Origin of the sequence: Janthinobacterium silvisoli, assembly GCF_014200725.1 — a bacterium.
In the GTDB taxonomy this organism is placed as follows: domain Bacteria; phylum Pseudomonadota; class Gammaproteobacteria; order Burkholderiales; family Burkholderiaceae_D; genus Janthinobacterium.
On the sequence record NZ_JACHCL010000001.1, the window covers coordinates 1,844,170 to 1,869,337 of the forward strand.

A 25,168-nucleotide genomic window follows, 5' to 3' on the forward strand; every position below is an offset into this window, starting at 1 on the left:
AGTAAGAATACCCTCTGGTTTACGGCTGGAAAGCAACAAAACTTGAATCAGCGGGAAGTAAAGCGAGAAGCAAAACAAGAGGAGCGGAAGGGGAAACCGGTCCAGGGCAGGCTGCAGGCGGCGCTGCGGCCCATGGACCCTGGATCGGTGAACGATAATATTGCGTGGGGATTATGCCGCGCGGTTCGTCATCTTCTTGTAAAGTTTCCAGATGCCGCCCAGCGCCACCGGCACCACGGCGGCGCCGACACCAACCAGCACGATGATGGTCAGGTGGTCGCGGATCCACGGGATATTGCCGAAGAAGTAGCCAGCCGTCACCAGGCCCACCACCCACAGCAGGGCGCCCGTGATGTTATACATCTGGAAGCGCGCATGCGTCATGTCGGAAATACCGGCCACGAACGGCGCAAAGGTGCGCACCACCGGCACGAAGCGGGCCAGGATAATCGTCTTGCCGCCGTGCTTTTCAAAAAAGTCGTGCGTGCGGCGCATGGCGTCCTTGTTGATCCAGCGGTAATCGTGGGTGAATACCCGGTGCCCGATGGCCTCGCCTATCCAGTAATTGAGCGTGTTGCCCGTGATGGCGGCGGTGACCAGCAAGGCGATCAGCAAGCCCAGGTGCATCTGTCCCGTTGCGCAAAAGGCGCCGGCAATAAATAATAAAGTGTCACCAGGAAAGAAAAACAGCACCACGAGGCCTGTTTCGCAAAAAATAATGGCAAAAAGCACGGCATACACCAAGGTGCCATACTGTTCAATCAAGATGCCCAGCGTCTTGTCGACATGGACGATCATGTCAAGAAATTGCACTAAATCCATATGTTTTTTCCCTAAAGGTAGCGGCGGAATCATACACCACCGGACACACGCGACGGCAGTCTGCGGGCCGATATTTTGTGATTAATTTTGCAGCGCCCCTGCGCTTCCCTTATTTGTCTGGCCATTTTAAGTAAAGGTTAAGGAAAGACCAGCATCGGCATGCTGCCGAGCATTTCCTCCGAAACATTGTCATTCCGGTATACACTTTCCATCTGGCGCAAACGGCGCCCACCTGGAGACCCTCTATGCCCTCAAGCATGTATCGATATACACTGAATCGTTTGCCCCTGGCCCTTGCATTGATCCTGCCGTCCATGGCAGTCCAGGCTGGCCCCGCGCCGCAGCCGCGCATCGCCGCGCCGGCAGAACTGGCGCCGGTTACCACGGTGGGCGACGTGATCAAGGCCTCGAAGCCATCGGACTGGCGTCCGCTCGACCCGAACAACACCTTGTACCTGGATATTCCCGCTGGCCGGGTAGTGCTGGAACTGGCGCCCGACTTCGCGCCGAAACACGTGGCCAATATCAAGGCACTGGTGGCCGAACACTATTACGACGGCCTGGCCATCACGCGCGCGCAAGACAACTGGGTAGTGCAATGGGGCGACCCCGATGAAAAAAACCCGAAAGCCATCCTGCATGCGCAGCGCACCCTGCCCGGCGAATTCACCGTGCCGCTGAAAAACGTCAGGAATTTCACGCGTTTGCCCGACAGCGATGGCTATGCGCCGCAAGTGGGTTATTCGAACGGCTTTCCTTCCGCGCGCGACCCGCAAAGCGGCACGGCCTGGCTGACGCACTGCTATGGGACCGTGGGCGTGGGCCGCGACAATGGCAGCGATAGCGGCGGCGGCACCGAACTGTACGCCGTCATAGGCCAGTCGCCGCGCCACCTGGACCGCGACATCACCGTGGTCGGCCGTGTCGTCTCCGGCATGCCCTTGCTGTCGACCCTGCCGCGCGGCACCGGCCCCATGGGTTTTTATGACAGTCCCGAAAAAAACGTGCCGATCAAATCGATCCGCCTGGCCGCCGATGTGCCGCCAGACCAGCGCAGCCATCTGGAAGTGATGCGCACCGACAGCGCCGCCTACCAGGCCATACTGGAAGCCCAGCGCAACCGGGGCGGCCCGTGGAGCAAGGTCAAGGCTGGCCATATCGACGTATGCAATGCGCCGATACCGGTGCGGGAAGCGGCCAAGTAGACCCAGAGGCAAATGCTGGGGTCAGCCCCCCGGATGCATGGGCGCTGAGCTTTTAGTTGGCGACTTCGGGGGGCTGACCCCGGTATAATCTACCGCATGAACGCTCCCATTACCCCCCACCGCCCGATCCAGGCCCTGCCTGACCAGCTGATTTCGCAAATCGCCGCCGGCGAGGTGGTGGAGCGGCCATCTGCCGTGGTCAAGGAATTGCTGGAAAATGCGCTCGATTCGGGCGCTACGCAAATCACGGTGCGGCTGGAAGAAGGGGGCGTCAAGCGCATCGCGATTACCGACAACGGGCGCGGCATCGATAAGGACCAGCTGCCGCTGGCCCTGGCGCGCCACGCCACGTCCAAGATCGCTTCCTTGAGCGACCTGGAAAACGTGGGCACCCTTGGCTTTCGCGGCGAGGCCTTGGCGTCGATCGCGTCGGTGGCCGCCGTCACATTGACGTCGCGCACGGCGGACGCCGCCCACGCCTGGGAAATCGTCGGCTCGCACAATGGCAGCGTCTCGCCCTCATCGGGTGCACCGGGCACCACGGTCGATGTGCAAGACCTGTATTTCAATACCCCCGCACGGCGTAAATTCCTCAAGTCCGAACAGACCGAATACGGCCATTGCGCCGAAGTCGTGCGCCGCATCGCGCTGGCGCGGCCCGACGTGTCGTTCTCGCTATCGCACAATGGCCGTACCATCGACCAGTGGAATATCAGCGAACTGGCCAGGCGCAGCGCCCATATCCTGGGCAATGAGTTCGCCGAAGCGCGCCTGGCACTCGATGAATCGGCAGGCAACTTGCGCCTGCACGGCTTTGCCGGCTTGCCGACTGCTTCCAAGGCGCGCGCCGATGGCCAGTTCTTTTATGTCAATGGCCGCTTCGTGCGCGACAAGCTGCTGGTGCATGCAGTGCGCATGGCCTACCAGGACGTGCTGCATGGCGACCGATTTCCATCGTACGTGCTGGCGCTCGACCTCGACCCGGCACTGGTGGACGTGAACGTCCACCCATCGAAGATCGAAGTGCGCTTCCGCGACAGCCGCTCGGTGCATCAGTTCGTTTTCCACGCGGTGCAGCGCGCACTGGCGCAAACCTCGGCCACCGCCTTCGGCAGCGTGCCGGCGCCGCTGCCAGCCGCGTCCAGCCTCGGCGGCGATAGCGCCAATGGTACCGGTGGCCCCGGCATCTGGCGCCGCGAACAGACGCAGACCTCGTTCGGTGCGCAATTTACGAATACCTTTGCACCAGCGCCGGCCGGCGCACCGGAACGCCCCTTCTTTGGCGAACTACCGGGAGTGGCACAAAACACAGCCGCCTATGGTGCGCTGTTCGGCGGCAGCGGCGGCGGCATAGCCAACTCGCCCATCACACAGGTCGAACCGTATATCGCCACGCCCGAAGCGATGGCGCGCGAAGAATATCCGCTGGGCTTTGCCCTGGCCCAGCTGCACGGTATTTATATCCTGGCGCAAAACACCAAGGGCCTGGTGCTGGTCGACATGCACGCGGCGCACGAGCGCATCCTGTATGAACAGCTGAAAAATGCGCTGCAGGCGCAAGTGTCGGGCCAGGACATGCAAGTGCAGTCGCTGCTGATCCCCGTCACGTTTTACGCGGACGCGATCGAGGTATCGACCGCCAATGAAAACCAGAACACATTAAAGGCGCTGGGCTTCGACATCGCCGCCCTGTCGCCTACCACGCTGGCCGTGCGCTCCGTGCCGACCCTGCTGAAAAACGCCGATGCGCAAACCCTGGCGCGCGACGTACTGCGCGACGTGCGCGAATACGGCGGCTCGCGCGTGCTGATCGAGCGCCAGAACGAATTGCTGGGCACCCTCGCCTGCCACACCGCCGTACGCGCCAACCGCATCCTGTCGGTGCAGGAAATGAACGCCCTGCTGCGCCAGATGGAAAGCACCGAACGCGCCGACCAGTGCAACCATGGCCGGCCGACCTGGGTGCAGGTAGAAATCAACGCGCTGGATAAATTATTCTTGCGCGGGCAGTAAACCGTAGTTCGGATTAACGCAACGAAATTCCGGGGTCAGACCCGCCGGGTCTGACCCCAGCCTTTGCCTTGGGTCTTCCATCGCAAGCACATCAAAAAGCATCATGACAAACACTCAAAACCTCCCCCTGGCCGTCGCCATCATGGGCCCCACGGCCAGCGGCAAGACGGCCAGCGCGCTGGCGATTGCGCAGCAGATCCCGTCCGAAATCATTTCTGTCGATTCCGCCCTGGTCTACCGGGGCATGGATATCGGCACGGCCAAGCCATCGAAAGAGGAACTGGCCCAGGCACCGCATCATTTGATCGATATCATCGATCCGCTCGACGCCTATTCGGTGGCGCAGTTCCGCAACGATACCTTGCGCCTGGTGGCCGAGATTAGGGCACGCGGCAAGCTGCCGCTGCTGGTCGGTGGCACCATGCTGTACTTCAAGGGCCTGGCCGATGGCCTCGATGACTTGCCGGGGGCAGACCCTGTGCTGCGCGTCCAGCTGGAAGCAGATGCAGCCGCCATCGGCTGGCCCGCCATGCATGCACGCCTGGCCCAGCAAGACCCGGTGACGGCGGCGCGCCTGGCGCCCAACGATGCCCAGCGCATCGGCCGCGCGCTGGAAATCATCGCGCTGTCGGGCCAGCCCATGTCGGCCCTGCTGGCCCAACGCGAGAAAACCGAACTGCCGTTTCAATTGCTGTCATTCGCGCTGGAACCGTCGGACCGCGCCGTGCTGCATGGACGCATCGCCACGCGTTTCGACATCATGCTGAAAGACGACGCCCTGCTGAACGAAGTGGAGCAATTGCGCCGCCGCGGCGACTTGCATCCTGGCTTGCCATCGATGCGCTGCGTAGGCTACCGCCAGGCCTGGGAATACCTCGATGGCCGCATCGACCGCACCACCCTGCGCGAAACAGGCATCATCGCCACGCGCCAGCTGGCCAAACGTCAACTGACGTGGCTGCGCTCCATGCCGGACCGTATCGTTATCGATTGCCTCGGCCCGGACCCGGCGAGCGTCATGCTGGCGCAAATCGAGCAAAAGCTGCAACAGTAGTCGCGAAAAAAGCATAAATTATTTTGCACCAGCATTGACAATGAAATCGGAAGACTGGATAATGCTCGCCTGTCGGGTGATATAGCTCAGTTGGTTAGAGCACAGCATTCATAATGCTGGGGTCGGTGGTTCAAGTCCACCTATCACCACCAAGGAACAATTAGCAATGGCCCAGCGGCAGTTAAACTGGGCCATTGCTGTTTAACCAGCATCCGCTTACAGCGGTCTGTTTGGTGATATAGCTCAGTTGGTTAGAGCACAGCATTCATAATGCTGGGGTCGGTGGTTCAAGTCCACCTATCACCACCAAGAATTAGCAGCAAATTAGCAGCAATGAGAAACCGCCCCTGTCCAGCACAGCGGCGGTTTTTTTCATTGGCGAAGATTAAACATGCGGCTTGTATGCCACAACTGCCGCATCTTGGGATTGTGGCAAAACAGCATCGGCGCTTACAATGAGAATAATTCTCATTTATAAATCTCGCATGTCCATCGTCCAGCCCAGTTTGCAACAGCAAGTGCACACGCTTTATAGCGAGCATCATGGCTGGCTGTTTGGCTGGCTGCGTAAAAAACTCAGCTGCCCGCAGAGTGCCGCCGATGTGGCGCAAGACACCTTTGTGCGCATCATCGCTTCGCGCGACGCCCTGTTCGGCCTGCGTGAGCCGCGCGCTTTTCTCTCCACCACGGCCAAGCGCTTGCTGCTGGACCGGGCGCGCCGGCAAGTGCTGGAGCGCAACTACCTGGCCGAACTGACCCTGATCGCCGACAGCCTGCCCGGTGCGCCATCGCCCGAAGAGACCCTGATGGCGGTGCAGGCGCTGGAACAGATCGCCAATGCGCTGCAGCACTTGTCCAGCAAGGCGCGCGACGCCTTTTTACTGCATTACCTGGAAGAGCTGCCGCAAGCGGCCGTCGCCGCGCAGCTGAAGGTATCGAAGCGCATGGTGCAAAAATACCTGATACAAGCCTTGCTGGCTTGCCGCAACGCCTGCCCGGCGATGACGGCATGAATGCCACCGATGATGTCCTCGCCGAACAGGCGGCGCGCTGGATCGTGCGCCTCAGCGACGACGACGCAGCGGAACGCAGAACAGCGCAACACGGTTTCGCTGCCTGGAAGGCGGCCGATCCACGGCATGCGGCGGCAGCCGCCAGCATGGAAAACCTGCTGCAGCAATTGAACGCCGTGCGCGGCCAGGCGGGTGGCGATGCACGCCCTGCCCGCGCCGCGCTGGCTGCGGTTGCCCCAAAACGCCAGCGCACACGCCGCCTGGCCATCGCCTCCGCTCTGGTGCTGCTGGTGTTGGGCGTCACCGTTAGCGAACGTCCTGCCTACCTGCTGGCCGACTTGTCCAGCCCCACAGGACAATGGCGCACGCAGACGCTGGCCGATGGCAGCCGTCTGACCCTGGGCAGCGATAGCGCCGTCAACGTGCATTTCAGCGCGGGCGAACGCCATCTGGAACTGGTGCAGGGCGAGATCCTCGTCGATGTCGCCAAGGATAAAAATCGGCCATTTATCATCGACAGCAAGCAGGCAGCCCTGCGCGCACTGGGTACGCGCTTCACCGTACGTCAACTAAACAACGCCACCATCCTCTCCATGCTGGAATCGACCGTCTCGGCACAAGTGCCGCAGCACCCGGCAATCAAGGTGCACGCGGGCCAGCGCACGCGCATCACGCGCGATGGCGTCGGACCACTGGTATCGTTCGACGCAGCCAGCCTGCAAGACGCCTGGTCCGCGCACCAGTTGCTGGTCGACGACCAGCCTTTGACCGAAGTGCTCGATGAACTGGCCCGTCACCGCCCCGGCCAGTTGCGCTACGACCGCGCCCAGCTGGCAAATATCCGCGTGGCGGCCGTGCTACCGCTGGACGATACGGACAAGGCGCTGCAGCTATTGGCCGACAATTTCCCGCAACTGCGTATCCGCATGCTGACGCGCTATCTGGTGATGGTCGACGCCCCGGTAAAAAAATAATTGCATTCACGGTTCCACTTTGCGTTTCTCGTGCGTCAAGGCAGCTGAGATCATTCACAAAAGGCTGTTACATGACCGTCAACGTTCGTTCTACTTCTTCTTTGCGCTTGCGCCCCCTGGCGCTGGCCGCCCTGCTGGCGACCGGCGCACAGCTACCCGCGCAAGCCGCTGCCCCGGCAACCATCAGCTACACGATACCGGCCGGCCCCTTGGCCGCCGCCCTGAACCGCTATGCCCAGCAATCGGGCGTCTCTATCGTCATCGATGCCAGCAAAGTACAGGGTTTGAGCAGCCCTGGCTTGCAAGGCAGTTACGCCATCGATGAAGGCTTTGCCGTACTGCTGCGCGGCAGCGGCTACGCCATCGGCAAGACGGCTACCGGTTATGTGCTGGTAGCTGCACCTGTACCGACATCGGCAGCTGCATCATCAGTGGCGGTGGAGCGCAGCATGCCCGCGATTACCGTCATCGGCCAGGCCGAACAGGGCGCCACTACCGAAGGTAGTGGCTCTTACACGGCGCGCGCCATTAGCCTGGGCAAGGGTGAACAGGCGATGAAGGATATTCCCCAGTCGGTCAGCGTGCTGACACGCCAGCGCCTCGACGACCAGGGTATCACCGACTTGCGCGAAGCCGTCAATAACGTTACGGGCGTGGTCGGCGTGCATGGCGTGGGGCCGGGCGTGGTGATCACGGCGCGCGGATTCCAGATCGACCAGTGGCAGTACGACGGCGTGCCCATCGACCGCAATACCTATGCACTGGGCAACTGGGGCCAGGAAAACATGGCCATCTATGACCGCCTGGAAGTACTGCGCGGCGCTTCCAGCCTGCTGCAAGGCACGGGCAGCCCTGGCGGCTCCGTCAATCTGGTGCGCAAGCGGCCGCTGGCCACGCGCCAGTTCGCCGTCACGGCGCGGGCTGGATCGTGGGACCACTATGGCGCACAGTTCGATGCCAGCAGCCCCTTGAACGCGGAAGGCACGCTGCGCGGCCGCGCCGTCATCGATGAAGACGACAGCCACTCGTTTGTTGACCAGGTGTGGAGCAAGAGCCGCACCTTGTATGCGGCGCTCGACTACGACCTCGCGCCCGCCACCACCATCGGCCTGGCCGTCAGCAGTGTCAATGACCGTGGCCGTCCCATGTTTATCGGCCTGCCACGTTATGCCGACGGCACCGAACTGGGCCTGCCCCGCTCTACTTACACGGGCAGCGACTGGAACCGCAGCAAGATGGAACAGACTACCGTCTACGCGGACCTGGAACACCATTTCAATCCGCAGTGGAACCTGAAAGTGTCGGCGCTGGGCATGAATGAAACCACCAGCGCCACGCACCAGCGCATGGCCGGCACTATCGCGGCCGATGGCAGCGGCTCGCGGTATGGCGACTTCGCCACCGACTTTGAAAACCGCCGGCGCGGCATCGACGCCTTCGTGCGCGGCAAGTTCAATGGCCTGGGAATCGCGCAGGAAGTGGTGGTGGGCAGCAGCTATGTCAGCTTCACTTCGAATGACCGCTATGCGCGCGCCTGGACGCCGGGGGCGCAGATTTTCAATATCGACCACCACCGTCCATGGCAGGATTACGACAGCATCGCCGCGCGCGGCGTGACTTCGCTCAGCACCTACGACATCCGTCAGAAAGGTGTGTATGGCAGCTGGAATGGCCAGCTCACCCAGAACCTGAAAGCCCTGCTGGGCGGGCGCTTCAGCTGGTACGACTTCGTCTACGCCCAGCCGGACGGCTACCGCGACCAGACCAGCGCCTCGGCCAAATTCACGCCATCGGCAGCCTTGATCTACGCGCTCAATCCAGAATGGTCGGCCTACGCCAGCTACGCCGATATCTTCACGCCGCAAACCAACCGCAATGTGGCGGGCCAGATCCTCAAGCCCATCACGGGCAGCAACTACGAAGCGGGCCTCAAGGGCGAACTGCTGGACGGTAAGGTCAATACCTCGCTGGCCGTCTTCCGCTATGAAAACAAGGACCGCGCCGTGACCGATTACGCGGCGGGCTTTGCCTGCGACGGCTGGTACTGCTCGCGCGCGGCGGGCAAGGTGCGCAGCCAGGGTCTGGAAGCGGAAGTCGGTGGCGAGGTGGCGCAAGGACTACAACTGTCGGCCGGCTACGCCTACACGGCCACTACCTACGTGGAAGATCCTGATAACAAGGGCAAGGTATTTTCCACCTGGACACCCAAGCACATGCTGCGCCTGTGGTCCGGCTACACCCTGCCCGGCGATTGGAGCAAGTTCAGCCTGGGTGGCGGCGTGAACCTGCAAAGCCACACGGTCGACTACGAGCGCAGCTTCGACGTGGCCGGCTTTGCCATCTGGAATGCGCGGCTGGCCTGGCAAGCCACGCCACAAGTAGCGCTGTCGGTCAACATCAACAATCTGTTCGACAAGCACTATGTGCTTCCCGCCTATAACGATACGGGTGGCAATAATTATTTTGGCGACCCGCGCAACGTGCAGTTCACCCTGAAGTACACGCCGAAATGGTAAGCGCCAGCATCGGCACATAAAAAAACGCCAGCATCTGCTGGCGTTTTCCTTACAGGCTGGACTCTCCCGTGCGTGGCTTGCCTATCAGCAGCAGCGCACCCAAAGTCAGCAGTGCTGCCACAGTCAGGTAATAGCCCACGTACTGCAAGCCATAGTTGGTGGCCAGCCAGGTGGCGATGTACGGCGCCAGCGAGGCGCCCAGAATGCCGGCCAGGTTGAAGGTCAGCGAAGCACCCGTGTAGCGCACTTCCGCCGGGAACAGTTCCGACAGCAAGGTGCCCAGCGGGCCATAGGTCATGCCCATCAGGCCCAGGCCCACGGCCATGAACAGCGTTACTTCCCAGGTCACGCCCGAGCCGAACATGGGCGCCAGCACCAGGCCGAAGATGGCGATGGCGACCGAGACCCAGATCATGGTGGCGCGGCGGCCGCGGCGGTCAGCCAGCACGGCCGAAAACGGTATCGTCAGCGCAAAGAACAGCACGGCAAACAGTTGCACGATCAGGAATTCCTTGCGCGTGAAGCCCAGCTTGGTCGTGCCCCAGCTCAAGGCGAACACGGTCATCAGGTAGAACAGCACAAAGGTAGCCAGGGCAACAATGGTACCCAGCACCAGCATGCGGCCATGCTGGCGGAACACGGTAGCGACCGGCAATTTCACGCGCTCGTTCTTGTCGAGCACTTTCTGGAAGTCCGGCGTTTCCGTGATCTTCAGGCGTACATACAGGCCGACGATCACCAGCAACGCGCTGGCCAGGAAGGGAATGCGCCAGCCATAGCTGAAGAATTGCTCATCGGTCATGGTCTCGCTGAGCAGCAAGAAGATGCCGCCCGACAGGAAGAAGCCGATCGGCGCACCCAGTTGCGGGAACATGCCATACCAGGCGCGTTTGCCCGGTGGCGCGTTTTCAGTCGCCAGCAACACCGCACCGCCCCACTCGCCACCCAGGCCCAGGCCCTGGCCAAAGCGGCACAGCGCCAGCAGCAGCGGCGCCAGGGTACCGATGGCGGCATAGGTCGGCAGCAAACCGATGATGACGGTGGAAATGCCCATCGTCAGCAAGGCGGCGACTAAAGTGGCCTTGCGGCCGATGCGGTCGCCGAAGTGGCCGAACACGGCCGAACCGATCGGGCGGGCAAAGAAGGCGATGGCAAACGTGGCCAGCGATTGCAGCACGGCGGCCGACGGGTCGCCGGCAGGGAAGAACAGTTTCGGGAACACCAGCACGGCGGCGGTGGCGTAAATATAAAAGTCAAAGAACTCGATGGTGGTGCCGATCAGGCTGGCAAATAATACGGTACCGGGGGAATTTTTCTTGGGGGGGCTACTCATGTACTGCGCTCCTTCGGGAGGGTGTCTAAAGGCCATTCTCTGGATGTTTGTTCAGGCAGCAGCAAACGCGTTGTCTCGACGCGTTGTGGACATATCATAGCCGCGCGCGCGCTTTATGGCTGATGAATTTGCAAACATATTTCACGCGTCGATGCGCTGTGCTATTGCCGGTCAGAGAAACAACGGTCGTGCGCCATCCGGTGAACCGGGGCACGGCAGGAAGGTCGTCAGGGGATGAGAGACGTGTTCAAACCCGGCGTATCGCCAGGCACTCCATGCCAGACCTGCTAAAGCATCGCGGCACCGTCACTGTGGTGAGTGCTTGCCTGCAGCCGATCCGGGTGGAGCAGGCCGCTGATGATAGAGCCGGCATCGTTTGACAGATGCCGTTGATCTTGCTGTAAACACTAATAATACGCGCTGGGATACTGTGGAGCAAGAAATTAGAAGGCATCGATCAGCGCGAACGCCTGGTCGATCTCTGCGCTGTCGAGCGGGCGTACCAGGCGCGCCACTTCCTGGCCATCCTTGAGGAAGATCAAGGTCGGCCACAGCTTGACGCGGAACGAACGGCCCAAGGTTCTGCCGGGACCATCTTCCACGCGCAGATGCGGCACGCCGTCATGGCTGGCGAACGCCGCCGCCAGCGGTCCCTGAGTGGCGCGGCAATGGCCACACCAGCCCGTGCCAAATTCCAGCAAGGCTGGCCCCGTCAAGGCGTCGATCTCGGTGCGCGTGGGCTGCGCCACGGCGTAGTTGTCGGTCATCATGGCTGTCTCCTCGTCTGCCTATAAAAAAGCCCGCAGGGCGATGCTACGCCATGCGGGCCCGTCGCGCCGTACGGCAGCGCGCTTTACACGACTTTGACACGCAAGTCGGTCAGGCCGGCAATCGCGCCAACCAGCTCATCGCCGCGCTGCACGGCCGCCACGCCCGCTGGCGTGCCCGTGTAGATCAGGTCACCCGGCTGCAGCGGGAAATATGTCGACAGGTCGGCGATGATTTCAGCCACGTTCCAGATCAGGAGATCGGTGGTGCTGCCCTGGCGCAGCGCGCCATTCACGTGCAGGGTGATGGCAGCCTTGCCGATATCGCCCGCCTGCGCGGCTGGCGTGATGGGGCCGATCGGCGCCGAATGTTCAAAACCCTTGCCCGTATCCCATGGACGGCCCAGTTTTTTCGCTTCACCTTGCAGGTCGCGGCGCGTCATGTCCAGGCCCACGGCATAACCCCATACGTGTTGCAGGGCATCGGTGGCGGCGATGTCGCGGCCACCCTTGCCGATGGCAACCACCAGTTCCATTTCATGCTGGTAATCCTGGGTAAGCGGCGGATATGGCAATTCGCCCGTCACACCAGCGGCCACGGGCAGTACGGCATCGGCCGGCTTCAAGAAAAAGAACGGTGCTTCACGGCCCGTGTGGCCCATTTCCTTGGCGTGGTCGACATAGTTGCGGCCTACGCAATAGATGCGGTGGACAGGAAAGGTGTCGGTACTGCCGACGACAGGAACGCTGGGCTGGGCGGGTGCGGTAATAACATACGACATGAAAAGCTCCTGGAGGTGGAACAGAGAGGATATGACACTTGAGCATGGCAGACGGTCGCTGCCATGCCTTATTCTACGACGATTCGGCTATTTCAGCAGACCCGAGCGGCCCGGGTCCGGCATGCGGATAGCAACGATGAAAGAGATCAGACACATGATGGAAACATACCAATAAAAATACGATTCCACATGCCAGGCCTTGAACTGCAGCGCCACATATTCGGCCGAGCCGCCGAAGACGGCATTGGCAATCGCGTACGACAGGCCCACGCCCAGCGCGCGCACTTCGACAGGGAACATTTCTGCCTTGATCAAGCCGCTGATCGAGGTATAAAAACTGATCACGGCCAAAGCGATGACGATCAGGCCAAAGGCCAGGTAAGGGTTGCTGACGTCTTTCAGCGCATGCATGATGGGCAAGACGCACACGGTGGCCAGACCGCCAAAGAACAGCATCGAGGTACGGCGGCCGATGCGGTCGGACAAGGCGCCAAAGATGGGCTGCATGATCATGTAGACCAGCAAGGCCCAGGTCATGATGGCGCTGGCCATCTTTTCATTCATGCCGGCCGTGTTGACCAGGTATTTCTGCATATAGGTGGTAAAGGTGTAGAACACCAGTGAGCCGCCAGCAGTAAAGCCCAGCACGGTAATAAAGGCGCGCTTGTGCTTGAGCAAGCCGCGCAAGCTGCCCGCATCCTTGCCCTTGCGCTCGTGGGCGGTGGTGGTTTCCGTCAACGATTTGCGCAAATTCAGCGACACCAGCGCGACCAGCGCGCCGCAGACAAACGGAATGCGCCAGCCCCAGGCGCGCAATTCTTCGATGGTCAATAACTGCTGCAAGATCACCAGCACCAGCAAGGCCAGCAACTGGCCGCCGATCAGGGTCACATATTGAAACGAGGCAAAGAAACCGCGCTTGCCCGATTCCGATACTTCACTCATGTACGTCGCGCTGGTGCCGTATTCGCCGCCCACGGACAAGCCCTGGAACAGGCGCGCCACCAGCAGTAAAAAAGGCGCGAGCGCGCCGATAGTGGCATAGGTCGGCATGATGGCGATCATCAGCGAACCGCCGCACATCATCAGCACGGAAATCATCATCGACTTGCGGCGGCCGTATTTATCGGCGATGCGGCCAAACAGCCAGCCGCCCACGGGGCGCATCAGGAAACCGGCGGCAAAGATGCCGGCCGTTTGCAGCAGCTGCGTGGTCGGATTACCGGAAGGGAAAAAGGCGTGCGAGAAATACAGCGAGCAAAACGAGTAGATATAGAAGTCGAACCATTCGACCAGGTTGCCCGAAGAGGCGCCGATGATGGCCTTGATGCGCTGCGCCGAGGTGAGCTGCGCAAGGTCTTGTGTAGTGTCGGTCATATCATTCTTCTTTTCAAATCGAAAAAGCCGGCAAGGCCGGCTACATAGCACTTCAAACGCGTTCGAGCACCAGCGCGATGCCCTGGCCTACGCCGATGCACATGGTGCACAGGGCGTAGCGGCCACCCGTGCGGTGCAACTGGTTGACGGCCGTTAATGCCAACCTTGCACCGGAGGCGCCCAGCGGATGACCGAGCGCAATCGCGCCGCCATTCGGATTGATGCGCGGGTCGTCATCGCGCAAGCCTAACTGGCGGATCACGGCCAGCCCTTGCGCGGCAAACGCTTCATTCAATTCGATGACGTCGAAATCATTCAAGCTCAGCCCTGTCATGGCCAGTACTTTCAAGGTGGCTGGCGCGGGGCCGATGCCCATCACGCGCGGCGCCACGCCAGCCGTCGCCATGGCCACCACGCGCGCGCGCGGCGTCAAACCGTAACGGGCGGCATTGGCTTCATCGGCCAGCAGCAAGGCTGCCGCGCCATCGTTGACGCCGGACGCATTGCCCGCCGTCACCGTACCGTCGGCGCGCACCACGGGTTTCAGTTTAGCCAGGGTTTCCAGGGTGGTGGCGCGCGGATGCTCGTCGCGGCTGACGATGATGGCATCGCCTTTTTTCTGCGCAATGGTGACGGGGCAAATCTCGCTATCGAACACACCTGCCTGCTGTGCAGCCAGTGCCTTGACCTGGCTGGACAAGGCCATCAGGTCCTGGTCGGCGCGGCTGATGCCGTATTCGGCCGCCACGTTTTCCGCCGTTTCCGGCATCGAATCGACGCCGTATAACGCCTTCATCAAGGAATTGATGAAACGCCAGCCGATGGTCGTGTCTTCCATTTTCATGCCACGTGAAAACGCGCTGTCGGCCTTGCCCATCACAAACGGTGCGCGGCTCATGCTTTCCACGCCGCCAGCGATCATCAAGCCCGCTTCGCCGCTCTTGATAAAACGGGCCGCGCTGCCGATCGCATCCAGGCCCGAACCGCACAAGCGGTTCAAGGTGGCGCCCGGCACCGAAATCGGCAAACCGGCCAGCAAGGCTACCATGCGGGCCACGTTGCGGTTGTCTTCGCCAGCCTGGTTGGCACAGCCATACAGTACATCGCTGACGGCTTCCCAATCCACATTCGGATTACGCGCCATCAAGGCGCGGATCGGTACGGCGCCCAGATCGTCGGCGCGCACGCCAGACAGGCTGCCGCCGTAGCGGCCAAACGGCGTACGCTGGCCGTCACAGATAAAAGCGTGGGTCATGTTCTTTCCTCCAAGAAAGGGGTTGTTATTTCGTAGCAGATGCGCGGCCGTCAGCCAGTGGCACCGGCGTCAAGGCTTGCAATTGTTCCAGGCTCATGCCCTCCACCAGCTCGACCACCTTGGCGCCGTTCGGCCCCAGGTCGATCACGGCCAGGTCGCTATAGATACGGCTAACGCAAGCGATACCTGTCAGCGGATAAGTGCAGGCCTGCACCAGCTTGCTCTCGCCCGTTTTCGTCAGCAATTCCATCATGACCCAGGTTTTCTTGGCGCCGATGGCCAGGTCCATGGCGCCACCCACGGCCGGGATGGCGTCGGCGCCGCCCGTGTGCCAATTGGCCAGGTCGCCCGTGGCGGATACCTGGAAGGCGCCCAGCACGCAAATGTCCAGATGGCCGCCGCGCATCATGGCAAAGCTGTCGGCATGGTGAAAATAACTGCCACCAGCTAACAAAGTGACAGGCTGCTTGCCCGCGTTGATCAGGTCGTAATCTTCTTCGCCCGGTGCGGGTGCAGGGCCCATGCCGATCACCCCATTTTCGCTGTGCAAGATGATCTCTGCACCGGCAGGCAAGTGGTTGGCTACCAGGGTCGGCAAGCCTATGCCCAGGTTGACTACCGCGCCTTCATTGATGTCGGCTGCCACACGGGCCGCCATCTGGTCTCGATTCCATTTATTCATATGATTGTCTTTCAGGCAGCTGCCTTGAAGCCGGCGGGGCCGGTGGCCGTGCGCGGCACTTGCACGATGCGCTGCACGAACAGGCCAGGCGTGATGACGTGTTCAGGATCGATGCTGCCCAGTTCGGCAACCTCGTGCACGGAAGCAATGCTGACCTTGGCGGCCATGGCCATGATGGGGCCGAAGTTACGCGCCGTCTTGCGGTAAGTGAGGTTGCCCCAGCGGTCGCCCTGCTCCGCCTTGATCAGCGCAAAGTCCGCGTGGATCGGCGATTCAAACACGTACATGCGGCCATCGATTTCGCGCGTTTCCTTGCCTTCGGCCAATTGTGTGCCATAACCGGTAGGCGTAAAAAAACCGCCGATGCCGGCGCCAGCGGCGCGGATGCGCTCGGCCAGATTACCTTGCGGCACCAATTCCAGTTCCAGCTTGCCGGCGCGGTACAAGCCATCGAATACATGGGAGTCGGCCTGTCGGGGAAACGAGCAAATAATCTTGCGCACCTGGCCGTTTTTCAGCAGCGCGGCCAGGCCCGTATCGCCATTGCCGGCATTGTTGTTGACGATCACCAGGTCGCGCGCGCCGTGGGCGATCAAGCCGTCGATCAGTTCGGCTGGCTGGCCGGCGCCGCCGAAGCCGCCAATCATGACGGTGGCGCCATCGTGGATATCGGCCAGCGCGTCGGCCACGCTGGAGCGGAGTTTGTCGATCATGGTGCTGTCTCCTTTTGGTAAAGCAGGCTAAAATGTTCTCAATACGAACAAATATTCGCATTTAGAACTTATTCGTGAGAATATGCCTGATCCGGGCGCTTGTCAATTTGTGGGACAAGGCAGCCCCATTGCTATAATGACCAGCTTAACCAAGTGGAATTCCTATGAACGACAGCAGCAGCACGACCATTTCCGAGCAAGAACCTGCCGATGGCACGCCCCGTCCCGGCGACAGCTATGTGCAATCGTTCGCGCGCGGATTGGCCGTCTTGCGCAGCTTTGGCGCCGATGCCCCCCAGCAAACCCTGAGCGAAGTGGCTGAGCGGACAAAGCTGACGCGGGCCGGCGCGCGGCGCATCCTGCACACCCTGCTGCACCTGGGTTATGTGGAAGCGGATGGACGTCTATTCAGGCTGACGCCGAAAGTGCTGGACCTCGGCTACGCCTATCTGTCGTCCTTGCCCGTCTGGACGCAGGCGCAGCCACTGCTGGAAGACTTGACCCTGTCCCTGCGCCAGGCGTGCTCGGCCACCGTGCTTGACGGCCACGACATCGTGTACGTAGTGCGCCTGTCCGCCCACCGCACCATGTCGATCAACCTCGGCATCGGCAGCCGCTTGCCCGCCTATTGCACTTCGATGGGCCGCGTCTTGCTGTCGGGACTATCGCCCGATGCGCTGCGCAGCAAGTTATCCAACATGCCGCTGCTGAAACTGACGCCAGCCACCGTCACCGATATCGATGCCTTGATGGAAGAAATCGCCCAGGTCCGGCGCCAGGGCTGGAGCCTGGTGCAGGAAGAACTGGAACAAGGCCTGGTCGCCCTGGCAGCGCCCGTGTTTGACCGCAGCGGCAAGATCGTCGCGGCGATTAACGCCAGCGGCCAGACGGCAGGCCCGCCCGTCGCCCACTTGCTGGAACACACCTTGCCGAAACTGCTGGCGACAGCTGAAAAGGTGAGCGCGCTGGTGCGCATGCAAAAGTAATCAGGGCTGTTGCCCGATCCACACCGGGTTGCTGTAAGCCTTGTGGCCATCCTTGTCTTCGACGATCAGCGCATACCAGGCAGCGTTATCGGTCGGCATGAAATCGACGCGGCGGCTGCGCGGGAAATCGTCAAAACTCAAACTGGCGGCCACCACACCGCCGCCGATCAGCTCAACCTTCTTGATGCCGGCCAGCGCTTGCAAGTCAAAACCCAGGGTGGGCGGCCGCTTTGCCAGCCGGGTGCCAAACACGGTATCGGGATAGATCAGCGGCTCGGCGCTCACATAGCTATGGCCCGCCTTGACGGCCGCGCTGTAGCTGGCGGGCGTCAGTTTCCCTTCGACATGGGCAAAAGTGCGTACCCGGCCCGACACATCATTCCACACGTCATGCACATCGGTGCCGCCGCTCAAGTAATACGGATGGCCTTCATTCCAGTACTGCCACAGTTTTTGCAATACTTTGACGTCATCGCCGGGCGTGGAAGCATTGATTTCCACCACATTAAATGCGCCATTGAAACCACCGGGCGCCACCTTGGCGTCCAGGCTGGCGAAATAGCCGTAGGGAATAAATGGATGGTTGACCTGTATCGTCGTCGCCCCCAGGCGGCGCGCCTCGGCAAAGATCTGGTCCACCGTCGCCGTGCTCATGTCGATAGCCAGCTTCTGGCCAGCCTTCAATGGATAGGCATTGAAATGCGCCCATGAGGCGGACAGTTCCATCGAGCCAATAAACGGTAGCTTGCGCCGGCTGGCAATGGTCGCCAACGCAGGCAAGTTGATCATCGTGTCATGGTCGCTGACGAACAGTAAATCGAGCCCCGCCGCCAGTTGCGCACGGGCCAGGTCCGCTGGCGGCGTTACCGCTTCGGCCTGGTCTGCATGGTGATGCAGGTCGGCGGCAAACCAGCGGCGCGCGGATGGCTCGGCGAAGGATTTGAGCACCACCTCGGCCCGCTGCTGCACACCGGCATGCACTTGCACCGGCAGTTGCACCGCTTCGTTCAGAAAACCGCCGCCTGACGATACCGTAAAGACATAGGCACCGGGCGCCAGGCTGACGTCAGCCTTGCCCTTGCGGTCCAGTTCCGTAAAGAAGGTCTTCTTGCCCAGAAACTCCACCACCGGTTGCTGGCCTTGGCTGATCACGATGCGCGCATCGAGCGGCAGTGACCTGGCATTCTTGACGTCAAAATGGATGGTGCCCGGCCCCTGCAATTGACTGAAGTCTTGCGTCACCGGCTGGCCGCTGGCCACCGTCAAGGATTGTGGTGTTGTCTGGCTATAGCCCTTTGCCGTGGCATAGATTTGATAGTCGCCCAGCGGCAATTGCATGCTGTAGCTGCCGTTCGGCGCCAGCGTCCAGCCGTAGGGTTTGCCTGCTTTTTCCAGCACCAGCACGGCTTGCTGCACGGGCTTGCCATCCAGGCCGCGCACGGTGCCGCGCACTTCACCAGAAGGCAAGCCATCGCGCTCTATCTCGGCCCGCATCACGGGCGCCAGGTCGCCGCTGCTGCCGACTTGCAGCCAGCCGTCAAACTGGCGGCTTTCGCCGGGCGCCAGGCTATGCCGTTGATATAAATCTTTCGAGCCATATTCAACGTCGTTGAAATACGCGGCGTGCAAGGCCACGCTCCAGTCCGCGTCATAGGCCACCATGCGGTGCGCCAGTGCATCGGGCGCCGGCCCATGTTCGGACGCACCGGGTACGCCAAACAAAAAGCCGCCCTTGGGCCAGTAAGTGAGGCCAGACAGCAATCCCGGCAAGGCGGCATCGCCGTCATTGCGCATGGTGGTGGAAATCTCCACCCGGTCGGCGCCATCTTTCAGGGTATAGGTGGTGGTGATGACCACCTTGCCCCAGTCGCGCATGGTGCGTATCACCACTTGCTGCGGACCACGCTCGACAATATCGATCTTTTGATAGGTATTGGGCCAGGCGGACCAGTTATTTGGAATAAAGTCCGCAAACACGGCGCGGTCGCGGCCGATCTTGCCCTTGGTCACGGCGGCAATATCGACCAGCGCGCCGCGCGGCACGCCATACGGCACCGGTGATTCGATGGCCAGCGCAAACGCCAGCTTTTGATTGACCACCGTGATATCGCCGCGCGCCCTGGCGTCGCCATCGCGTATCGGCGTCGGCCCCGTGACGATGCGCACGGCGGCGCTGGCCAACAAGGGAATACTGCACAGCAGCAAGATAGCCGACCTGAAATACTGATTCATCACCATTCTTTCCAAATAAAAAACGCGGCGGGATGCACTCCCCGCCGCGTCTTGTCGCTACTAATTTACTGCCACAAGCATTACAACTTGCCGCTCACGGTCAGGAACACCTGGCGTGGAGCACCGGCCAGCAAGGTGGCCAGCGTGCCGTTCGGATCGGACGCGGCAAAGCCGTTGGTGCCGATAGTGCTGAAGTATTGCTTGTCGAACAGGTTGCTGACGTTCAATTGCACCGAGACATCCTTGAAAGCGCCCACATTCTTGAACTTGTAGCCAGCCGACAGGGTCGAAGTCCAGAACGATGGCACGGAAGCATCGTTGGTGTAGGTGTAGTAACGCTTGTCGGTGAACTTGCCACCCAGGCGCGTGAACCAGGCCGCGTTTTCATACGTCAGCTCGGTATTGAACATGATGCGCGGTGCATCGACCACGTCCTTGCCGGCCACGGCAACCACATTGCCATTGTCGATGTAGTTCGATTTGTATTTCGAGCTGTTGTAGGTGAAGGAATTGAACCACGACACTTCACGCGACAGTTTCCATACGGCCAGCGCTTCCAGGCCGCTCGTTTCTACCTTGCCCACGTTGGCGATGGTGCTTGGGCAACCAACGATGCCGGCGCAGGTGGCGATACCCAGTTGACGGTCCTTGAAGTCGGCGTAGTACACGGCGATCGAACCTTGCACGGCGTCACGCTTGAAGCGCATGCCCAGGTCGATGGTGGTCGAGGTTTCCGGTTTCAGCTGGCTCACGTTCAAGTCGAACGCTTGCTGGGTTTGCGAGAAAGGACCGTTCACGCCCGGCTGGTAAGCGCGCATATTGTTCGAGAACGAAGTGAAAATTTCATCATTCTGGTTCAGGCGATAGGTAATGCCTGCTTGCGGCAGGAAAGTCTTTTTCGCCACGATATCGCCAGCGGCGCGCGTGCCCACCAGGCTGACAGCGTCGATCGCCACTTTTGGCGTCTTGAAGCCAAAGTTGATACTCAGCTTGTCATTCAGCAAGGACACCGTGTCCTGCAGATAGAACTGGCGCGTGGTGGTGGTGAAGTCTTGCTGGAAACCGGTCGAGGTCGGGTTCGACAGGAAATGGTCCTGGTAAGTGCCATCCGTGACGGCATAGAAATTACGCGTCAGGGTGTGCAGGCTGCGCTCGCCCCAGAAACCGGCATTGATGGTGTGGTTGGCCAGATCCCAGGTCAGGTCGCTGGTCACGCCATCGCGGCCGATCGAGTACTCGGTGGTGCGGATGGAAATCGGCACGGTAGCCGAGGACGGAGTGTATGGCGTGTACCAGTGGCCCTGGCCCTTGTTGTCGTGGTGGTAAATCGTGGTTTTCAACACGGCGGCCGGGGTCAGTTGCAAGTCCAGCGACAAGCCGCCCAGATTGTCTTTACGCAAGCCACGGCCCAGGTAATACGCATCGTCCATGCTGTTCACGCCTCCTGTGTAAATGCCTTTGGAGGCATTCACGGCACGTTGCCAGTCTGGTGCGTAGTTATCCCAGTTGTATCCCAGGCGCTTGACCATATCGAGCGACAGATCCTGGTAATCGACTTCGCTGCGGGTCGAGTAATTGTAGAAAGCGCTCAGCTTGTTGTCGCCAAAGATATGCACGATCTTGCTGTTGAACTGGTCCTGGTCTTGCGGGCCGTCGCCTTTCCACTTGTCGGCACGCATGCGGGTGCCGCTCAGGTAAAACTTGGTACCGGTCGACAACAAGCCGCTATCGACGCGTACAAAGGTACGCGAAGTACTGGCGCTGCCCAGGGTTTGCGAGGCCGTCACGCCCATGGTGTCGGACGGGTCCAGGGTGTAAAACTGCACGGTGCCGCCCAGGTTGCTGGTCGAGGCAGTGCTCAGCGCGCCGGCGCCTTGCGAGACGGCCACGCGGCCGATGTTTTCAGAAGAAATCGCACGGCTGATATGCAAGCCGTTGTTGTTGCCGTAGCTCATGTCACCAAGCGGCACACCATCGAGAGTGAATCCCAGCTGATTCTGATTGAAACCGCGGATGCTGAAACGGGTCGACCATTCATAGGCGCCGAAAGGGTCGGCCGATTGAAAACTGACGCCTGGCAATTTTTCCAGGGTCAGCAAGGGGCTGGTGCCTGGTATGGCTTTCTGCAAATCGGCGCGCGTAATGTTTTGCACCTGGCGCGACTGGCCCTGGCCCGTCACTTCAACGACTTGCACCGCTGAGGTAGCAGCGGCAGCCTCGCCCTCCCCTTCGGGGGCGGCGGCGTGCGCGTAGCAAGCCAGTGCCTGCAATACCAGGAAGCAAATCGGTTTCAATGGATAACGCTGTTGCATGGGATTCTCTCATTTGTTTTTTGGGATAAAGAGGAAGCCACGAAGTGAACGGTGCTAGGGTCACGAACTCGGCTGGAGCGAATTCTATTTAGACAATATGACGCACCAATGACATGCAACAACGGTGGAATGTGGAAACTACGTAGCAAAACACCCTGGCCGGACTAGCGGGCAGGGTGTTAGTCAAGGTGAAAATCAAGGTGAAATGAAGGGGGCTTTTACTTGGCTTTGAACTTGGCGCAAGGGTCCTTGCGCGGCTGGGGCGCCATGGTTTGCGTGAGGTCAAACTCGCCTGCAATACCCTGGCTGCCTTGCTCCACATAACCGATGCTGCGCACATTCAATTGCGGGTCGGCCAGCTTCAACCAGCGGGCTACACCGATATCCTTGCGCACGTGTTCGTTGCCAGCAAACAACACAACATCGTTCGGCGCCTGGTCGCGTATCAGCTTGGCCATCCAGATATCGCGCGCCACCTGGGTATGGATCATGCCGTCGATCATCATGTCCGACACCATATTGCAGTGGCTATCCTGAATTTGCTTCCGTTGTCCTTGCAGCAAGTCAGCCGGCACGGGCGCCGCCAGATACGTCTTGACCATGGCAGGCGGCATCGACCATTGCATGCCATCGCGCGCAGTGCGCGATGCATCGGCACGCGACAAATTGCCCGCCACCAAGGTCAGCTGATAATTGATGACCAGGTCCAGCACGGGACGGTATTGATCCCAGTCCCAACCCGGCTGTTCCATCACGCGGATGATGCAATCGGGGTCGGCGCAATCGCGTACGGCGCGCGTCAGCAAAGGCTGGGTATCGCGGTCGAACTGTTCCATCACGATCACGGGACGCCAGCCGGCGGCCACCCTGCGCTTTAATTCCGCCAGGCGCAAACGCTGGCCCTGGACATTGTCCACCACTTCGCCCAGCAGCAGCACTTGCGGATTGGGCACGCTATCAACCACCGGTAGCGGCGGCGCGTCCTTCTTCAGCAAGCTGCCACATGCGCTCAAGGCCAGCACGCAGCACAGGACACTTGCCTGTTTGATCAATCGCATCATGGAGTTTCCCGCATCGGTATGTACGCTGTGTACGATGCCGGAGATTGTACCGTTTCAGGACGTCGCCGACGACTGTTTGTCCATCGCCCGGCGGCGCTCCAGCCAGGCAAACAAGGCCATGCCGGCCAGCATGGCGGTGGCAAATATCCAAGCCTTGGTTTGCCACGCCAGCAAGGACACCAGCGCGGGGCCCGGGCAAAAACCGGCGATGCCCCAGCCCAGACCAAAAGCCAGGCTACCCAGCACCAGGCGGCGGTCCAGCTTGCGGTTAGTTGGCAGTTGCATGGCATCGCCGAGGATGGCCCGCTGGCGGCGGCGCGCCAGCCAGAAGGCTGGCATGGCGACGATGATCGCGCCGCCCATCACCAGCGCCAGCGATGGATCCCAGGCGCCGGCCAGATCGAGAAAGCCCAGCACCTTGGCGGTATTACTCATGCCGGAAACGATCAGGCCCAGGCCAAACAAGAGACCGCTAAACAGCGAACAAAGCAGCTTCATCATGTCCAGGCCAGCCCATGACGCAATACATACACGGTCAGGAAACCAGCGGCCATGAAGCACGTCGTCGCGACCAGAGAACGGGGCGACAAACGCGACAGGCCGCACACGCCGTGGCCGCTGGTGCAACCGGCGCCATACCGCACGCCCAGGCCGACCAGCAAGCCGGCAATCACCAATGCAGGCGTACCGGCCTCGATATCGACCTCAGGCAAGGCATGAGGCAATTGATACAGCAAGGGAGTGATGAGCAAGCCAGCCAGGAAAGCGATGCGCCAGCCTGAGTCTCCTTTGCGCGGAGACAACAAGCCGCCCACGATGCCGCTGATGCCGGCGATGCGGCCATTGAACAGGATCAGCACGGCGGCGGCCAGGCCGATCAGCAAGCCGCCGGCCAGCGACGACCAGGGCGTGAAATGTTGCCAGTCTATCTGCATGGCGCTCGGTATGCCTTAGTCGAGATCGTCGGCGTCGCCGTAGGAGCGCTTGGGTCCGCAAAATTGCGCATACAGCAATTGCAGCACGGCCAGCGCCTCGCGGCTGGCGACACGGTAATAAATCTGCTTGCCATCGCGCCGCGTGGCGACCAGCATTTCCTCGCGCAGCACGCCCAGCTGCTGTGACAAGGTGGGTTGCACGATACCCACTTTTTGCTCCAAGTCGCTGACGCAATGCTCGCCTTGCGACAATTGGCACAGCAGCATCAAGCGGTCGGCATTGCCCATAGCTTTCAGCAAGGAGCTGGCTTTATAGGCGGACGTGCGCATCACGTCGAGATTGAACTGCGCTGTTACGGTTTCCATCGCGCCCTCCCACAGGCATGGCTAGCTAATACTAAGAAAACATCGCTTGAACAATATGCTAATCGATATATTGTTTTCTTGCTGACAGCACACACGAAAAACAACAGCGTTTTTTCTCTTGATAGCACGCGCATGCATGCTGCCTGCCTTTGATAGCAATGGCGCTATCAAAATGACAAATATTCGTAATTAATTGAAAACATCCGTAGTTAAAATGGCACGATATGTGCTGTAATGAAGACTGAGCAGAAAAACCTTGATCCGTATCAAACCGACGGATTTGCATTGCCGGCAAGTATGAGTAAGCGATGAGTAAACGCTACGCCAGCCAGGGTATGGAGGGGATAAAAATGAAAATACCACAGTCGGCATGCATGGCCTTGCTGGCATTGTCGGCCAGCAGTTGGGGCGCCACGACAGCAGGCGGCACCGTCATCATCGATGACAATATCCATTTCGACAACAATCTCGTATGGGAAACACCAGACTTGCCCTATGCGCGACTGCTGGCCAACAGCAAGGAGACCACGCCATTCACGCTGGGGCGCGCTTCCCATGTACGCCATGGCGCAATGAACGGTTCCACACCGGGGGGGACGCCGCTCAAGCCACTCCCCGCACCCGTCTCTGCCGTGCCGGAAGCAAATATGTACGCGATGCTGCTGGTGGGCCTGGGCTTGCTGGCATTGAGCGTGCGCGGTGAAAAACAGGAAAAATTCGACGCCTGAACAGGTGCTCCTGGCAGTACAGCAGCATGTCGCACCGTGTTT

Annotated in this window: 22 protein-coding genes and 2 tRNA genes; 10 read left to right on the forward strand and 14 right to left on the reverse strand. The window is 60.6% G+C overall.

The window, feature by feature from the left end; translation table 11 throughout:
- Nucleotides 1-171: 171 nt before the first annotated feature.
- Nucleotides 172-822 carry a VTT domain-containing protein gene (locus HDE75_RS08285; RefSeq protein WP_183675189.1) on the reverse strand — a complete coding sequence of 217 codons (651 nt, stop codon included), beginning with the start codon at nucleotides 820-822 and terminating at the stop codon, nucleotides 172-174.
- 245 nt (nucleotides 823-1,067) lie between these two features.
- On the opposite strand from HDE75_RS08285, the gene HDE75_RS08290 reads away from it, so the two are divergent.
- The 8 genes from HDE75_RS08290 to HDE75_RS08325 all read left to right on the forward strand — a co-directional run bounded on the left by HDE75_RS08290 (nucleotide 1,068) and on the right by HDE75_RS08325 (nucleotide 9,597).
- Nucleotides 1,068-2,027: a peptidylprolyl isomerase gene (locus HDE75_RS08290; protein ID WP_260173805.1), complete on the forward strand. Its 960-nt coding sequence runs from the start codon at nucleotides 1,068-1,070 to the stop codon at nucleotides 2,025-2,027.
- Between the two features lie 96 nt (nucleotides 2,028-2,123).
- A complete protein-coding gene (gene mutL, locus HDE75_RS08295; protein WP_183675187.1) occupies nucleotides 2,124-4,040 on the forward strand; it encodes a DNA mismatch repair endonuclease MutL in 1,917 nt (638 codons plus the stop codon).
- 103 nt (nucleotides 4,041-4,143) lie between these two features.
- Nucleotides 4,144-5,094 (forward strand): tRNA (adenosine(37)-N6)-dimethylallyltransferase MiaA, encoded by a 951-nt coding sequence (gene miaA / locus HDE75_RS08300; RefSeq protein ID WP_183675184.1) that lies wholly within the window; start codon nucleotides 4,144-4,146, stop codon nucleotides 5,092-5,094.
- A 75-nt stretch (nucleotides 5,095-5,169) separates the two neighbouring features.
- Nucleotides 5,170-5,246: transfer RNA gene (locus HDE75_RS08305), tRNA-Met, on the forward strand.
- Nucleotides 5,247-5,326: 80 nt separating this feature from the next.
- Nucleotides 5,327-5,403, forward strand: a tRNA-Met gene (locus HDE75_RS08310).
- Nucleotides 5,404-5,579: 176 nt separating this feature from the next.
- Complete coding sequence (locus HDE75_RS08315) at nucleotides 5,580-6,107, forward strand: sigma-70 family RNA polymerase sigma factor (protein ID WP_183675180.1); 528 nt, start codon at nucleotides 5,580-5,582, stop codon at nucleotides 6,105-6,107.
- Nucleotides 6,104-7,081, forward strand: coding sequence for a FecR family protein (locus HDE75_RS08320; protein ID WP_183675176.1), 978 nt, complete (start codon nucleotides 6,104-6,106; stop codon nucleotides 7,079-7,081). Before HDE75_RS08315 ends, HDE75_RS08320 begins: the two co-directional genes overlap by 4 nt.
- Nucleotides 7,082-7,152: 71 nt before the next feature.
- Nucleotides 7,153-9,597, forward strand: coding sequence for a TonB-dependent siderophore receptor (locus HDE75_RS08325; RefSeq protein ID WP_183675174.1), 2,445 nt, complete (start codon nucleotides 7,153-7,155; stop codon nucleotides 9,595-9,597).
- 49 nt (nucleotides 9,598-9,646) lie between these two features.
- Here HDE75_RS08325 and HDE75_RS08330 read toward each other — a convergent pair whose 3' ends face one another.
- The 7 genes from HDE75_RS08330 to HDE75_RS08360 all read right to left on the reverse strand — a co-directional run bounded on the left by HDE75_RS08330 (nucleotide 9,647) and on the right by HDE75_RS08360 (nucleotide 16,506).
- A complete protein-coding gene (locus HDE75_RS08330) occupies nucleotides 9,647-10,930 on the reverse strand; it encodes an MFS transporter (RefSeq protein ID WP_183675171.1) in 1,284 nt (427 codons plus the stop codon).
- A 443-nt stretch (nucleotides 10,931-11,373) separates the two neighbouring features.
- Nucleotides 11,374-11,697, reverse strand: coding sequence for a thioredoxin family protein (locus HDE75_RS08335; RefSeq protein WP_221291833.1), 324 nt, complete (start codon nucleotides 11,695-11,697; stop codon nucleotides 11,374-11,376).
- Between the two features lie 86 nt (nucleotides 11,698-11,783).
- A complete protein-coding gene (locus HDE75_RS08340; RefSeq protein WP_183675165.1) occupies nucleotides 11,784-12,479 on the reverse strand; it encodes a fumarylacetoacetate hydrolase family protein in 696 nt (231 codons plus the stop codon).
- Nucleotides 12,480-12,566: 87 nt separating this feature from the next.
- On the reverse strand, nucleotides 12,567-13,856 hold the full coding sequence (locus HDE75_RS08345) for an MFS family transporter (protein ID WP_183675162.1): 1,290 nt from the start codon (nucleotides 13,854-13,856) through the stop codon (nucleotides 12,567-12,569).
- Between the two features lie 52 nt (nucleotides 13,857-13,908).
- Nucleotides 13,909-15,111: a 3-oxoadipyl-CoA thiolase gene (pcaF, locus tag HDE75_RS08350; protein ID WP_183675160.1), complete on the reverse strand. Its 1,203-nt coding sequence runs from the start codon at nucleotides 15,109-15,111 to the stop codon at nucleotides 13,909-13,911.
- A 25-nt stretch (nucleotides 15,112-15,136) separates the two neighbouring features.
- Nucleotides 15,137-15,793 carry a 3-oxoacid CoA-transferase subunit B gene (locus HDE75_RS08355; RefSeq protein ID WP_183675157.1) on the reverse strand — a complete coding sequence of 219 codons (657 nt, stop codon included), beginning with the start codon at nucleotides 15,791-15,793 and terminating at the stop codon, nucleotides 15,137-15,139.
- A gap of 11 nt (nucleotides 15,794-15,804) precedes the next feature.
- Nucleotides 15,805-16,506 (reverse strand): 3-oxoacid CoA-transferase subunit A, encoded by a 702-nt coding sequence (locus HDE75_RS08360; RefSeq protein WP_183675154.1) that lies wholly within the window; start codon nucleotides 16,504-16,506, stop codon nucleotides 15,805-15,807.
- A 164-nt stretch (nucleotides 16,507-16,670) separates the two neighbouring features.
- Here HDE75_RS08360 and HDE75_RS08365 point away from each other — a divergent pair, with 164 nt between their 5' ends.
- Nucleotides 16,671-17,492, forward strand: a complete 822-nt coding sequence (locus HDE75_RS08365; RefSeq protein WP_183675151.1) for an IclR family transcriptional regulator domain-containing protein — start codon at nucleotides 16,671-16,673, stop codon at nucleotides 17,490-17,492.
- On the opposite strand, the gene HDE75_RS08370 is transcribed toward HDE75_RS08365, so the two are convergent.
- The 6 genes from HDE75_RS08370 to HDE75_RS08395 all read right to left on the reverse strand — a co-directional run bounded on the left by HDE75_RS08370 (nucleotide 17,493) and on the right by HDE75_RS08395 (nucleotide 24,398).
- Nucleotides 17,493-19,724, reverse strand: a complete 2,232-nt coding sequence (locus HDE75_RS08370) for a CehA/McbA family metallohydrolase (RefSeq protein WP_221291770.1) — start codon at nucleotides 19,722-19,724, stop codon at nucleotides 17,493-17,495.
- Between the two features lie 80 nt (nucleotides 19,725-19,804).
- The gene (locus HDE75_RS08375) at nucleotides 19,805-22,036 is read right to left on the reverse strand and encodes a TonB-dependent receptor (RefSeq protein WP_183675144.1); all 2,232 of its coding nucleotides are present in this window, start codon (nucleotides 22,034-22,036) and stop codon (nucleotides 19,805-19,807) included.
- A gap of 218 nt (nucleotides 22,037-22,254) precedes the next feature.
- A complete protein-coding gene (locus tag HDE75_RS08380) occupies nucleotides 22,255-23,097 on the reverse strand; it encodes a ChaN family lipoprotein (protein WP_183675141.1) in 843 nt (280 codons plus the stop codon).
- A gap of 54 nt (nucleotides 23,098-23,151) precedes the next feature.
- Nucleotides 23,152-23,598, reverse strand: coding sequence for a YeeE/YedE family protein (locus HDE75_RS08385; RefSeq protein ID WP_221291771.1), 447 nt, complete (start codon nucleotides 23,596-23,598; stop codon nucleotides 23,152-23,154).
- Nucleotides 23,595-24,032, reverse strand: a complete 438-nt coding sequence (locus HDE75_RS08390) for a YeeE/YedE family protein (protein ID WP_183675138.1) — start codon at nucleotides 24,030-24,032, stop codon at nucleotides 23,595-23,597. The genes HDE75_RS08385 and HDE75_RS08390 overlap by 4 nt, the downstream gene beginning before the upstream one ends.
- A 15-nt stretch (nucleotides 24,033-24,047) precedes the next feature.
- On the reverse strand, nucleotides 24,048-24,398 hold the full coding sequence (locus tag HDE75_RS08395) for an ArsR/SmtB family transcription factor (RefSeq protein WP_183675135.1): 351 nt from the start codon (nucleotides 24,396-24,398) through the stop codon (nucleotides 24,048-24,050).
- A gap of 350 nt (nucleotides 24,399-24,748) precedes the next feature.
- Between HDE75_RS08395 and HDE75_RS08400 the strand changes: the two genes are divergently transcribed.
- On the forward strand, nucleotides 24,749-25,126 hold the full coding sequence (locus HDE75_RS08400; RefSeq protein ID WP_183675132.1) for a PEP-CTERM sorting domain-containing protein: 378 nt from the start codon (nucleotides 24,749-24,751) through the stop codon (nucleotides 25,124-25,126).
- Nucleotides 25,127-25,168 lie beyond the last annotated feature (42 nt).

Excerpts from the sequence above, each read along its gene's own strand:
- HDE75_RS08285 (WP_183675189.1), bottom strand. The coding sequence starts at position 822 with ATGGATTTAGTGCAATTTCTTGACATGATCGTCCATGTCGACAAGACG.
- HDE75_RS08290 (WP_260173805.1), top strand. The coding sequence starts at position 1,068 with ATGCCCTCAAGCATGTATCGATATACACTGAATCGTTTGCCCCTGGCC.
- mutL (WP_183675187.1), top strand. The coding sequence starts at position 2,124 with ATGAACGCTCCCATTACCCCCCACCGCCCGATCCAGGCCCTGCCTGAC.
- miaA (WP_183675184.1), top strand. The coding sequence starts at position 4,144 with ATGACAAACACTCAAAACCTCCCCCTGGCCGTCGCCATCATGGGCCCC.
- HDE75_RS08315 (WP_183675180.1), top strand. The coding sequence starts at position 5,580 with ATGTCCATCGTCCAGCCCAGTTTGCAACAGCAAGTGCACACGCTTTAT.
- HDE75_RS08320 (WP_183675176.1), top strand. The coding sequence starts at position 6,104 with ATGAATGCCACCGATGATGTCCTCGCCGAACAGGCGGCGCGCTGGATC.
- HDE75_RS08325 (WP_183675174.1), top strand. The coding sequence starts at position 7,153 with ATGACCGTCAACGTTCGTTCTACTTCTTCTTTGCGCTTGCGCCCCCTG.
- HDE75_RS08330 (WP_183675171.1), bottom strand. The coding sequence starts at position 10,930 with ATGAGTAGCCCCCCCAAGAAAAATTCCCCCGGTACCGTATTATTTGCC.
- HDE75_RS08335 (WP_221291833.1), bottom strand. The coding sequence starts at position 11,697 with ATGACCGACAACTACGCCGTGGCGCAGCCCACGCGCACCGAGATCGAC.
- HDE75_RS08340 (WP_183675165.1), bottom strand. The coding sequence starts at position 12,479 with ATGTCGTATGTTATTACCGCACCCGCCCAGCCCAGCGTTCCTGTCGTC.
- HDE75_RS08345 (WP_183675162.1), bottom strand. The coding sequence starts at position 13,856 with ATGACCGACACTACACAAGACCTTGCGCAGCTCACCTCGGCGCAGCGC.
- pcaF (WP_183675160.1), bottom strand. The coding sequence starts at position 15,111 with ATGACCCACGCTTTTATCTGTGACGGCCAGCGTACGCCGTTTGGCCGC.
- HDE75_RS08355 (WP_183675157.1), bottom strand. The coding sequence starts at position 15,793 with ATGAATAAATGGAATCGAGACCAGATGGCGGCCCGTGTGGCAGCCGAC.
- HDE75_RS08360 (WP_183675154.1), bottom strand. The coding sequence starts at position 16,506 with ATGATCGACAAACTCCGCTCCAGCGTGGCCGACGCGCTGGCCGATATC.
- HDE75_RS08365 (WP_183675151.1), top strand. The coding sequence starts at position 16,671 with ATGAACGACAGCAGCAGCACGACCATTTCCGAGCAAGAACCTGCCGAT.
- HDE75_RS08370 (WP_221291770.1), bottom strand. The coding sequence starts at position 19,724 with ATGAATCAGTATTTCAGGTCGGCTATCTTGCTGCTGTGCAGTATTCCC.
- HDE75_RS08375 (WP_183675144.1), bottom strand. The coding sequence starts at position 22,036 with ATGCAACAGCGTTATCCATTGAAACCGATTTGCTTCCTGGTATTGCAG.
- HDE75_RS08380 (WP_183675141.1), bottom strand. The coding sequence starts at position 23,097 with ATGATGCGATTGATCAAACAGGCAAGTGTCCTGTGCTGCGTGCTGGCC.
- HDE75_RS08385 (WP_221291771.1), bottom strand. The coding sequence starts at position 23,598 with ATGATGAAGCTGCTTTGTTCGCTGTTTAGCGGTCTCTTGTTTGGCCTG.
- HDE75_RS08390 (WP_183675138.1), bottom strand. The coding sequence starts at position 24,032 with ATGCAGATAGACTGGCAACATTTCACGCCCTGGTCGTCGCTGGCCGGC.
- HDE75_RS08395 (WP_183675135.1), bottom strand. The coding sequence starts at position 24,398 with ATGGAAACCGTAACAGCGCAGTTCAATCTCGACGTGATGCGCACGTCC.
- HDE75_RS08400 (WP_183675132.1), top strand. The coding sequence starts at position 24,749 with ATGAAAATACCACAGTCGGCATGCATGGCCTTGCTGGCATTGTCGGCC.